This window comes from Nocardioides sp. PD653-B2 (assembly GCF_002117935.1).
Lineage (GTDB): Bacteria > Actinomycetota > Actinomycetes > Propionibacteriales > Nocardioidaceae > Nocardioides.
Genome location: NZ_BDJE01000026.1, coordinates 71056 through 81952, shown reverse-complemented (window position 1 = coordinate 81952; position 10897 = coordinate 71056). Strand labels below are relative to the sequence as shown.

General features: G+C 70.7%; 10 protein-coding genes. 6 read left to right on the top strand and 4 right to left on the bottom strand.

The window, feature by feature from the left end; genetic code table 11:
• Positions 1-15 precede the first annotated feature (15 nt).
• From PD653B2_RS11925 to larA, 6 genes are read left to right on the top strand one after another with little or no spacing between them, the layout of a single operon-like run.
• On the top strand, positions 16-1296 hold the full coding sequence (locus PD653B2_RS11925; protein ID WP_085872598.1) for an enolase C-terminal domain-like protein: 1281 nt from the start codon (positions 16-18) through the stop codon (positions 1294-1296).
• Positions 1293-3191 carry a glycoside hydrolase family 127 protein gene (locus tag PD653B2_RS11920; protein WP_085872597.1) on the top strand — a complete coding sequence of 633 codons (1899 nt, stop codon included), beginning with the start codon at positions 1293-1295 and terminating at the stop codon, positions 3189-3191. The genes PD653B2_RS11925 and PD653B2_RS11920 overlap by 4 nt, the downstream gene beginning before the upstream one ends.
• Positions 3192-3212: 21 nt before the next feature.
• Positions 3213-4058, top strand: a complete 846-nt coding sequence (locus PD653B2_RS11915) for a fumarylacetoacetate hydrolase family protein (RefSeq protein ID WP_085872596.1) — start codon at positions 3213-3215, stop codon at positions 4056-4058.
• Position 4059: 1 nt separating this feature from the next.
• Complete coding sequence (locus PD653B2_RS11910) at positions 4060-4821, top strand: SDR family NAD(P)-dependent oxidoreductase (protein WP_085872595.1); 762 nt, start codon at positions 4060-4062, stop codon at positions 4819-4821.
• A gap of 33 nt (positions 4822-4854) precedes the next feature.
• Complete coding sequence (locus PD653B2_RS11905; protein WP_085872649.1) at positions 4855-5727, top strand: amidohydrolase family protein; 873 nt, start codon at positions 4855-4857, stop codon at positions 5725-5727.
• Entirely contained in the window at positions 5724-7025 is a 1302-nt protein-coding gene (gene larA, locus PD653B2_RS11900; RefSeq protein ID WP_085872594.1) for a nickel-dependent lactate racemase, read from the top strand. Before PD653B2_RS11905 ends, larA begins: the two co-directional genes overlap by 4 nt.
• A gap of 10 nt (positions 7026-7035) precedes the next feature.
• On the opposite strand, the gene PD653B2_RS11895 is transcribed toward larA, so the two are convergent.
• The 4 genes from PD653B2_RS11895 to PD653B2_RS11880 all read right to left on the bottom strand — a co-directional run bounded on the left by PD653B2_RS11895 (position 7036) and on the right by PD653B2_RS11880 (position 10862).
• Complete coding sequence (locus PD653B2_RS11895; protein ID WP_085872593.1) at positions 7036-8763, bottom strand: SulP family inorganic anion transporter; 1728 nt, start codon at positions 8761-8763, stop codon at positions 7036-7038.
• On the bottom strand, positions 8763-9098 hold the full coding sequence (locus tag PD653B2_RS11890; protein WP_085872592.1) for an ArsR/SmtB family transcription factor: 336 nt from the start codon (positions 9096-9098) through the stop codon (positions 8763-8765). Before PD653B2_RS11890 ends, PD653B2_RS11895 begins: the two co-directional genes overlap by 1 nt.
• Positions 9099-9315: 217 nt before the next feature.
• Entirely contained in the window at positions 9316-10209 is an 894-nt protein-coding gene (locus tag PD653B2_RS11885; protein ID WP_089503951.1) for a VOC family protein, read from the bottom strand.
• 2 nt (positions 10210-10211) lie between these two features.
• Positions 10212-10862, bottom strand: a complete 651-nt coding sequence (locus PD653B2_RS11880; RefSeq protein WP_085872591.1) for a class II aldolase/adducin family protein — start codon at positions 10860-10862, stop codon at positions 10212-10214.
• Positions 10863-10897: the final 35 nt, after the last annotated feature.

Here is a 10897-nt window from a genome sequence, read left to right as displayed (position 1 = left end):
GACGGTTCGGATGCCATGAACCCCGACGGCGACTACTCGGCCGCCTACGTCGTGCTGCACACCGGCGACCCCGAGCTCTGCGGGTACGGCCTCACGTTCACGCTGGGTCGCGGGACCGAGCTGTGCGTCACGGCCGCCGAGTACCTCGCGGAGAACCTGGTGGGGCTCGAGGTCGACGGCATGGTGGGCCGCCTCGGCTCCATCTACCGCGAGGTCCTGGTCGACAGCCAGCTGCGGTGGCTCGGCCCCGACAAGGGCGTCGTCCACCTGGCGAAGGCCGCGGTGATGAACGCGGTGTGGGACCTGGTCGCTCGCCGGGAGCGGAAGCCGGTCTGGCGGTTGATCTGCGACATGACGCCGGAGGAGCTCGTGGCGGCGTGCGACTTCCGCTACCTCGAGGACGTCCTGACCCAGGACGAGGCGATCGACATGCTGACCGCGTTGTCGCCCACGCGGGAGGAGCGCGTGGCCGAGCTGCTGCGCGACGGCTACCCGGCGTACACGACCTCGCCGGGGTGGCTGGGTTACGACGACGACAAGCTGCGGCGGCTGTGCGAGGAGGCGGTGGCCGACGGCTGGGATCACGTCAAGCTGAAGGTCGGTCGGTCGCTCGACGAGGACCGGCGGCGCTGCGCGATCGCCCGCGAGGCGCTTGGCCAGGACCGCGTGCTGATGCTCGACGCCAACCAGGTGTGGGGCGTGCGCGAGGCGATCACCTGGGTGAACGAGCTGCGCTCGTTCGATCCGCTGTGGATCGAGGAACCGACCAGCCCCGACGACGTCCTGGGGCACCGTGAGATCCGGCGACACGTCGCACCGGTGGGGGTGGCCACCGGCGAGCACGCCGAGAACAAGGTCATCTTCAAGCAGCTCCTGCAGGCCGAGGCGATCGACTTCTGCCAGATCGACAGCTGCCGGCTGGCGTCGATCAACGAGATCGTGCCGGTCATGCTCATGGCGGCGAAGTTCGGTATTCCGGTGTGCCCGCACGCGGGTGGCGTGGGTCTGTGCGAGTACGTCCAGCACCTGTCGGTCATCGACTACGTCTGCATCAGCGGAAGTCTGGCCGGCCGGATGACCGAGTTCGTCGACCATCTCCACGAACACTTCGTCGACCCGGTCGTCATCCAGCGCGGTCGGTACGTGACCCCGACCGCCGTCGGCTACAGCATCCGCATGCGGGACGAGTCGATCGGCACGTACAGCTACCCCGACGGCGCGTACTGGCGCGGGTCGTCCGACGGTGTCGCCGCCTCCCCGGAGGCCAGGGGCCACGTCGCGCGGTCCCTCGGATGACTCCGCGTCGGCGGGTACCGCTCGCCAGCGTCACGGTGACCGACGGCTTCTTTGCCGGCCGGATCGAGACGATCCGGCGCACGACGCTGGAGCACCAGTACCAGAACCTGGTCGACACCGGACGGCTCGACGCCCTGCGCCTCCGCTGGAAGCCCGGGGACCAGCCGGTCCCACACATCTTCTGGGACAGCGATGTCGCGAAGTGGATCGAGGCGGCGAGCTACTGCCTGGCCACGGCGTACGACCCGGAGCTGGATCTGCGGGTCGGCGCCGCGATCGATCTGTTGGGGGCGGCACAGCAGCCCGATGGCTACCTCAACAGCTACTACTCGAACGTCGCTCCCGAGCTGCGGTTCACCGATCTGCGCGACGGCCACGAGCTCTACTGCGCGGGTCACCTCATCGAGGCCGCGGTGGCTCATCATGAAGCGACGGGTGGGCGCGCCTTGCTCGACATCGCGCGCCGCTACGCCGACCTGATCGTCGAGACGTTCGGAGTCGGCCCCGACCAGGTGTCCGGCTACGACGGGCACCCCGAGATCGAGCTCGCGCTGGTGAGGCTGTACGAGTGCACGGACGATCAGCGCTACCTCGACGCAGCCGCCTACTTCGTGGATCAGCGCGGTCAGGAGCCCTACTTCTTCGCCGAAGAGGCGGCTCGCCGCGGGACGCCCGGCTACTTCGGAGCTGAGTTCCCCGGGAGAGACAGCGATCCGGCGGCACTGCGGGTCTTCCGCGAATACCAGCAGACGCACCTGCCCGTTCGTGAGCAGGCGACCGCGGTAGGACACTGCGTGCGCGCCATGTACCTCTACTCGGCGATGACCGACCTCGCGCAACTCCGTGAGGACCAGACCCTCCTCGCAGCGGTGCGTCGACTGTGGTCCAGCGTCGTCGAACGTCGCATGTACGTCACCGGGGCAGTCGGGTCCTCCCGGGTCAACGAAGGCTGGACCGAGGACTACGACCTCCCCAACGAGACCGCCTACAACGAGACCTGCGCCTCGATCGGGCTCTTCCTCTGGGCGTTCCGGATAGCCGACATCGACGAGGACGGCGCGTACATCGACGTGGCGGAACGTGCGCTCTACAACGGAGTGCTCAGCGGCATGTCCATGCGAGGCACGGAGTTCTTCTACGAGAACCCCCTCGCCAGCGACGGCACCGTGCACCGTCAGCCGTGGTTCGGGGTGTCCTGCTGCCCGCCCAACCTCGCCCGACTGCTCACCTCGCTCGGCAGGTACGTGTACACCGCCAAGGACGCCGAGCTGCGAGTCAACCTGTTCGTCGGCAGCGAGCTGAGCGTCGTCCTGGGCGGTGTCCCCACCGTCGTGAGGCAGTCCGGCTCCTACCCGTGGTCGGGCCGGGTCCAGATCGAGGTCGAACCGGACCGCCCGGCGGAATGGACCCTGTCCGTGAGGATTCCGGCCTGGGCCGACGGCGCGAGCGTCTCGGTCAACGGAGAGGAGTACCGCTCCGAGGCGAGACTGCGACGCGGGTTCCTGCGGATCACCCGCCGGTGGGCGGCGGGCGACCGCGTCGTCGTCGACCTCCCGCTGACGCCGCGGCGCGAGAGGGCCCACCCCCGGGTCGTGGCAGCGGCGGGCAGGGTCGCCATCCTTCGGGGCCCGATCGTGCACTGCGTGGAGGGCGTCGACAACGGCGACCCGGTCGAGCGGCTCCACCTCCCCGAGGATGTCGAGCTGAGAACCGAGCCGGCGAGCGACGCCACGCTGGGTGAGTTCGTGAGCGTGGCGGCGGACACGCCCTCGATGCCGCTCACGACGGTCCCGTACTTCCTCTGGGACAACAGGCAGCCCTCGACCATGGGGGTGTGGATCCGATCCGACGCCGACGCCGACGACGAGCCGCCCAGCCACCCTGACCGAACCTGATCGACCGAGATAGAGGACGACATGAAATTCGCACGAAGCCGCACCGCGGCCGGGGTCACTCCGGTCATCGAGGCCGACGGGCACTGGTACGACCTGACTCCGATCGCGCCCGACATCGACGCGACCGTCATTGCGCTCGACTCGCAGGCAGACATCCGGACCGCCATCGACAACCAGACGTTGCCACCCACGCAGGCGCCGGTAGCGTATGCGGCGCCGTTGTCGGGGATCGGCAAGATCGTCTGCATCGGGCTGAACTATCGCGATCACGCCGAGGAGACTGGCGCGACGCCACCGGACGAGCCCGTGATCTTCATGAAGGCACCGGACACCGTCGTGGGCCCGGACGACGAGGTCCTGGTGCCCCGTCGTTCGGTCAAGACCGACTACGAGGTCGAGCTCGCGGTCGTCATCGGCCGCACGACCCGTTACCTGGACTCGCCGGCTGACGCGCTGCGGCACGTGGCCGGGTATGCGATCAGCCACGACGTCTCTGAGCGGGAGTTCCAGATCGAGCGTGGTGGTCAGTGGGACAAGGGCAAGAACTGCGAGACCTTCAACCCGTTCGGACCGTGGATCTGCACGACCGACGAGCTCACCGATCCGCAGGACCTCGCGCTCCGACTGTGGGTCAACGGCGAGCTTCGCCAGGACGGCAACACCAAGAACATGATCTTCGGTGTGGACCACGTCGTCTGGTACGTCAGCCAGTTCATGACCCTCTATCCCGGTGACGTGATCAACACGGGTACGCCGGCCGGCGTCGCGATGGGTCGGCCGGGACAGCCCTACCTGCGCCCGGCCGACGTGGTCGAGCTCGAGATCGACGGGCTCGGCCGTCAGCGCCAGCTCGTGGGGCAGGCCTGACATGGCTGAGCTGAGCGGGCTCCGCGCCCTCGTGACCGGCGGGTCGTCGGGCATCGGCCTCGAGATCGCCATCCTGTTCGCCGAGAACGGCGCGTCGGTGGTGGTGCTCGACCGGGAGGCGCCGGAGAGTGGGGCGCTGCCCGTGGGTGTCGGCGCGGTGGTCGCGGACGTCACCGACAGTGCCGCCGTCGACGCCGCGGTCACCGACGCGGCCCGACAGCTGGGCGGACTCGACATCTTGGTGAACAACGCGGGGATCGGCGCGCAGGGAACCATCGAGGATGCGACGGACGAGCAGTGGCGATCGGTCCTCGACGTCAACGTCATCGGCACCGCGCGCGTCTCGCGTGCCGCCTGGCCGTACCTGCGGCAGTCCACGGCCGCAGCGGTGATCAACACCGCGTCCATCGCGGCGACCGCGGGCCTGCCGCAGCGTGCGGCGTACTCGGCCAGCAAGGGCGCCGTGGCCTCGCTGACCCGTGCGATGGCCGCGGACGGGGTGGCGGACGGCATCCGCGTGAACGCCGTCGACCCGGGCACCGTCGACACGCCCTGGGTCGGCCGGCTGCTCCGGAGCACCGACGACCCGGCGGCCGAGCGGGCAGCGCTGGAGGCGCGTCAGCCGCACGGGCGGCTCGTGAGCGCCGCGGAGGTGGCGCACGCAGTCCTGTACCTCGCCTCGCCACGGGCCGGCTCGACGACCGGCACGTCCATCGCCGTCGATGGGGGCATGTCGGGTCTGCGTCTGCGACCCCGCTCGTGACGGAATCGGTCAGTCGCAGCTAGGGGGCCGATGATGACGGTGGTCGACGCACACCTGCACCTCTGGGATCTGGACGCGCACCCGCAACCGTGGACGCGGCCCTGGCCCGTGCTGCGCCGCTCGTTCTGCGTCGAGGAGCTGCGTGCCGTGCTGGGGGCGCACGGCGTCGGCAGCGCGATCGTGGTGCAGGCGGGCGACACCACGGGGGAGACCCTCGACCTGCTGGTCCTGGCTGCGTCCGAGACGGTGATCGCCGGCGTGGTCGGCTGGGCCGACGTGCGGGCACCCGACCTGCTCGTCCAGCTCGACCGCCTGGTCGCGTCGCCGGGCGGGCACCGTCTCGTCGGGCTTCGCCACCAGCTGCAGGTGGAGCCGGACACACGATGGCTGGCGCGCACGGACGTCCGCGCCGGTCTGCGCCGGCTCGCCGACCGAGCACTCGTCTTCGACCTGGTCGTCTCCCCGGAGCAGTTGCCGCTGGTCACCGAGACGGTTCGGGCCGTGCCGGAGACCAGCTTCGTGCTCGACCACGCCGGGAAGCCGCCGATCGCCGGCGGCGACCTGTCGGCGTGGCGCCGGGACATCACGGCGCTGGCCGGGCTGCCCAACGTCGCGGTGAAGCTCTCCGGTCTGGTCACCGAGGCCGCATGGGACACGTGGACGCAGGAACAGCTCGACCCCGTCATCGACCACGTGGTCGACTGCTTCGGCCCGGGCCGGGTGATGGCCGGCTCCGACTGGCCGGTGTGCCTGCTCGCGGCCGACTACGCCGCGGTGCAGGCCACGCTGCAGGGACTGCTCGATCGACTGGACCCGGACGAGCGCCGGGCGGTGCTGGGTGGCACGGCGCGCCGGTGGTACCTGGGGTGGGCAGCCTTCACGGCTGCCGGGCAGGAGGGACGATGACGTCGTCGCAGACGTCCGTGCAGCTGGCCTACGGTCGGACGGGGCTGGACGTCGAGCTGCCCACCGAACGCACGACCGTGGTCAGGCCGGTGCACGCCCCGGCCGCGGCCGACCCGTCGGCTGTGCTGCGAACGGCCTTGCGCAGTCCCGTCGCGGGTCCACCACTGCGCGAGGCGGTGCCCGCCGGGGCACGGGTGGCGGTGTCGCTGTGCGACGGCACCCGTCCGCAGCCTCGCGAGGCGATGATCCAGGCCCTGCTCGACGAGCTCGACGGCATCGTCGCCCGTCAGGACGTCGTGCTGCTGGTGGCCACCGGGACCCATCGCGGCAACACCGACGCCGAGCTGCGCGCCATGCTCGGCGACCACATCGTCGACTCCGTGCGCGTGATCAACCACGACTGTCGCGACCCGCAGATGCTGACGTGGTGTGGCACGCACGGTGCCGACGTGCCGGTCTGGCTCAACCGGCACTGGGTGGAGGCCGACGTCCGGATCACGACCGGCTTCGTCGAACCCCACTTCTTCGCCGGCTTCAGCGGCGGCCCGAAGCTGGTGGCGCCGGGCCTGGCCGGGCTGGAGACCGTGCTCACGCTGCACGATGCGGCCCGTATCGGCAGCGAAGCGGCCACGTGGGCGGTCTGCGAGGGCAACCCCGTGCACGACGACGTGCGCGCCATCGCTGCCGCGACCGGGGTGGACTTCGGCTTCGACGTCGTGCTGAACGCTGGTCAACAGATCGTCGCTGCGTTCGGCGGCGACGTGCTGGCCATGCACGAGGCTGCGCGGGCGCTGGTGCGGCACACCGCCATGCGGCCGGTGGACGGTCTGTACGACGTCGTCGTCACCAGCAACTCCGGCTACCCGCTCGATCAGAACCTCTACCAGGCTGTGAAGGGGATCTCCGCCGCAGCCACCATCGTCAAACCGGGCGGCCTGATCATCTGCGCTGCCGAGTGCGTCGACGGGTTCCCCGACCACGGCTCCTTCCGCGCGGAGCTCGCGGCCGCAGCCTCTCCGATCGAGCTCCTGGCGCAGATCGCGCGCCGCACGCGAACCGAGCCCGACCAGTGGCAGGTGCAGGTGCTGGCACGCACGTTGTTGCGCGCGCGGGTCGGCGTGCACACCACCCACCTCTCCGCACCCGAGCTCGCGCAGGCGCACCTGCACCTCGTGCCCGACATCGCAGCGGCCGTGCGAGACGAGCTGGCCGCGGCCGGTCCCGACGCGCGGGTGTGCGTGCTACCGGAAGGCCCGCAGACCATCGCGTTCGTCGAGCTCGGCGCAGCGCTGGAGTGAGCCGCCACCCTCAGGCGTCCGGGCCAGCTGCTCGACGTCCGCGTCGCCGCTCCTGGTCCGCCGGGTCCTCGGCTGCTCGCACCGTCTCGTCGTCCGGCGTGTGCGTCACCCGCGCGGCGTGCAGCCGGGCGTGGGCGATGGCCTCGGGTGTCGTGGCGAAGAGATGACGCTCGTGCGTGAGCCGGTGGTGGACGCCGAGCCCGCGCAGGATGCGCTCGTGGTCGGGGCGCAGGCCGGAGAGCAGGACGGCGATGCCGCGGTCCTCGAGCCGGGTGATGGTGTCGGCGAGGACGGAGGCGCCGGTCGCGTCGATGGTCGACACCCGCGACATGCGCAGCACGACGACGCGGACGTCGCTGACCTCGGCGAGCTCGAGGAGGAAGTCGTGGGCGGCGGCGAAGAAGAGCGGACCGTCGATGCGGAAGGCCACGATGTGCTGGTCGAGCAGGGAGCGCTCCTCGTCGGCGTGGTCGGTGTCGTCGAGGGGCACCTCGTCGAGGCGGGCCGACAGGGCGGTCTGGCGCAGCGCGAGGAAGCCCGCGACCACCAGCCCGACGACGACAGCGGTGACCAGGTCGACCACGACGGTGGCGACCGCGGTGACCACCACGACGGCCGCGTCGCCGCGGGTGGCGCGGGCGAGGGCCATCAGGCTCGAGACCCGCACCATCTGGACCGCCGTCGCGATCAGGACCCCGGCCAGCGCTGCCCTCGGGATCTCTCCGACCCACCGGGCCGCGACCAGGACGATGAGGAGCAGCACGAGGGCGTGGGTGACCGCGGCCAGCCGCGACACCGCGCCGGAGCGCACGTTGACCGCCGTACGCGCGATGGCCGCCGTGGCGGGGATCCCGCCGAAGAGCGGTGCGGCGACGTTCGCCAGGCCCTGGCCGACCAGCTCGCGGTCGGAGTCGTGACGGCCGCCCACGCTCATCCCGTCGGCCACGGTGGCTGAGAGCAGGCTCTCGAGCGCCGCGAGGCCGGCCACTGCGACGGCCGGGAGCAGCAGCCCGCCGAGGTCGGTGACCGGCACGGTGGGCAGCGACGGTGCGGGCAGGCCCGACGGGATGTGCCCGATCGACGTGGCGCCGAGCCCGGCCACCGAGTTGGCGACCGTGGCGGCGACGACGGCGATCAGCGACCACGGCAGGCCCGGCCGCAGCCGGGCCATGCCCAGCACCGCCACGGCGACGGCCGCCGCGATGCCGATCGATGCCCCGGTGGGCTGTTCGACCCACGCGACCACCGCGTGGCCGGCCTGGCCGAGCACCTGCGTGCCCTCGACCCGGACGCCGAGGGCCGACGGCACCTGCTGGAGGGCGATGATCGCGGCGATCCCCACGGTGAAGCCCTCGACGACGGAGATCGGGACGTAGCGGATGAACCGGCCCGCGCCGGCGACGCCGAGGCCGACCAACAGGAGTCCGGCGAGCAGGCCGACGACGAGCACGCCGTCGGGACCGTGGGTCGCGACGATCGGGACCAGGACGACCGTCATCGCGCCGGTCGGGCCGCTGACCTGGAAGCGGCTGCCGCCGAAGACGGCGGCCACGACCCCCGCCACGATCGCGGTGACCAGCCCCGCGCCCGCACCGAGCCCGGAGCTCGCGCCGAAGCCGAGCGCCAAGGGGAGGGCGACCAGGCCGACCATGAGGCCGGCCGTCAGGTCGGCGCCGACCCGGGCCTGGCGCCAGTCGGCGGCGCGGGGGAGCAGCTCGGTGACGCGACGGACCCGCATCAGGGACGGTGGGACGGAGCGAGCTCCGACTCCAGCTCGCCCTGGACCGCGATCAGCCCCGCGAGGATGGTGCGGGCGGCCAGCAGCAGGTCGCGCACCTCGGGCACGCTGACGGAGTAGACGACCTCCCCGCCGCTGCGGTGCGAGACCACCATCGACGTACGCCGCAGGACCGCGAGCTGCTGGGACAGGTTGCTGGGCTCGATGTCGATCTCCTCCAGCAGCTCGTGGACCGCGTGGTCGCGCTCGGAGAGGAGCTCGAGGATCCGGATGCGGGCCGGGTGGGCCAGCGTCTTGAAGAACTCGGCCTTGGCTTGGTACAGCGGCACGCCCACCAGTGGCTCCTCCTCGACGACGGCAACGCCATGAAGACTACATGACTTGCGAATGTCTTCATGTTGGATCTGAATAAGCCAAGGAAACGCTCACCCACCGGCGCCCTACCCGGCGCTCCCTGCTCGCCGGGCGGAGGCCCTCACCGGCCGCGAACGGGGCGACTCGCAACGCCTCCCACTCGCGGCCCGACAGGAAGCAGTCCCGGGGTGCGCGTCGTCAGTCCCAGGGGTTGTCCTCGACCGACAGCTGGTATTGCGTGCTGACCCGAGCCTTGGGGCCGAGCCACATGTCGATGGCGCCGGGCTGCTCCGGGTCGAACCAGCGCGGGGTCCAGGCCGAGTCGTCCTCGATCCGGCGGACGCCGTACGAGTACTCGTAGGTGAGGCCCTCGGGACCCTTGAAGTAGAGGAAGACTGCCGTCGACTGCGGGTGCCGGCCCGGCCCTTGCTCGATCTCGACGCCGTTCTCGACCAGGAAGTGCCAGCTGCGCATGACGTCATCGATGGACTCCACCTGGAAGTTGATGTGGCACAGGCCGGGCTGGTCGCCGCGGAAGACGGCCAGCTTGTGGTGCACGGGGTCGATCCGCATGAGGCAGGCCATGTCGCGGATCCAGTCCGACACACGAGCGTTGAACGTGCCGGTCCAGAACTCGCCGGCCTCGTTGACGTCGGGTGCGTCGAGGCAGATGTGGCCGAACTCGGTGATGCCGGCTGGTCGGTTGAACTTCACCGGGGTCGTCGATGTCGTCTGTCCCACGACGAGGTCGATGCGGTTGCCGAACGGGTCGTCGAAGGCAATGTAGTCCGTGACGTAGCGCTTGAGTGCGCCCTCCTTGCTCCCACGCTTGACGGTCAGGCCCGCCCGCTCGAGTTCGCTCTCGGCCTCGCTGAGCGCGTCGAGGTCGGCGAGGGTGAAGCCCGAGCTGAGGATCCCGGCACGACCCTCGGTGAACGACAGGCAGTGGTGCCGATGGTCCACGCGCAGGTACGACGTACCGCTCTCCTCGGCGACCAGCTCCATGCCGACGATGTTGGTGGCGAAGTCCACCGCAGTCTTCATGTCCGCAGTGCCCGAGCGCACGTACGCGATGTCCTTGAGTTCGATCATGGTCAGTTCTCCTCTCGGCTGACGTGCAGCCAGATACGTGCCAACAACTCGGGCGCGACCGAGCGCCACGCCTCCTGTTCCGCGAGCGAAAGCGGCTCGGGGGTGCCGACAGAGGCGGCGGTTGCGTTGAGCTGCGCGCTGGCCTCGAGCACCCACATCAGTGCGACGGCCGACTCGACGTCCGAGCCGACGGTGACGGCGCCGTTGCCGCGCATGATCACGCTGGCAGACTCGCCCAGGGTCTCGGCGAGGGCGGTTCCGGCGGCCTGGTCGCGGACCAGCCGGGAGTCGGGGTGGACCGAGACCTCGGCACCCAAGAACGAGCCCTGTCCGTGTATCGGTCGGACCGCCACGCCGGCCGACGCCAGCGCGGTTGCGACCGGCGGCTGGCTGCGGCAGATGGCGCGCACATCGGGCCGCCGGCGATAGATCTCGTGGTGGATCCAGGCTTCCTTGGGAGTCCCGCTCGGGAGTTCGGTCACGCCCAGACCCACCGACTGCACCTCATCGGCGGTGAAGGCGTCCAGCGCCGTCGGTGGCGTGATGACGAACGTGTCCGCTCCGTCGCGGATCGAGACGTGGCCGAACGCGCTGACCAGCCCGTGCCGGGCCAGCGCTGCGCCCGCTTGGACCAACCGATCTCGATGTGCCATGGATGGACCGCCTCTCGTCGTACGCCCACGTGACG

What these genes read in the sequence shown, in the direction of transcription:
- PD653B2_RS11925 (WP_085872598.1), top strand. Translation starts at nt 16, where the DNA reads ATGAACCCCGACGGCGACTACTCGGCCGCCTACGTCGTGCTGCACACC.
- PD653B2_RS11920 (WP_085872597.1), top strand. Translation starts at nt 1,293, where the DNA reads ATGACTCCGCGTCGGCGGGTACCGCTCGCCAGCGTCACGGTGACCGAC.
- PD653B2_RS11915 (WP_085872596.1), top strand. Translation starts at nt 3,213, where the DNA reads ATGAAATTCGCACGAAGCCGCACCGCGGCCGGGGTCACTCCGGTCATC.
- PD653B2_RS11910 (WP_085872595.1), top strand. Translation starts at nt 4,060, where the DNA reads ATGGCTGAGCTGAGCGGGCTCCGCGCCCTCGTGACCGGCGGGTCGTCG.
- PD653B2_RS11905 (WP_085872649.1), top strand. Translation starts at nt 4,855, where the DNA reads ATGACGGTGGTCGACGCACACCTGCACCTCTGGGATCTGGACGCGCAC.
- larA (WP_085872594.1), top strand. Translation starts at nt 5,724, where the DNA reads ATGACGTCGTCGCAGACGTCCGTGCAGCTGGCCTACGGTCGGACGGGG.
- PD653B2_RS11895 (WP_085872593.1), bottom strand. Translation starts at nt 8,763, where the DNA reads ATGCGGGTCCGTCGCGTCACCGAGCTGCTCCCCCGCGCCGCCGACTGG.
- PD653B2_RS11885 (WP_089503951.1), bottom strand. Translation starts at nt 10,209, where the DNA reads ATGATCGAACTCAAGGACATCGCGTACGTGCGCTCGGGCACTGCGGAC.
- PD653B2_RS11880 (WP_085872591.1), bottom strand. Translation starts at nt 10,862, where the DNA reads ATGGCACATCGAGATCGGTTGGTCCAAGCGGGCGCAGCGCTGGCCCGG.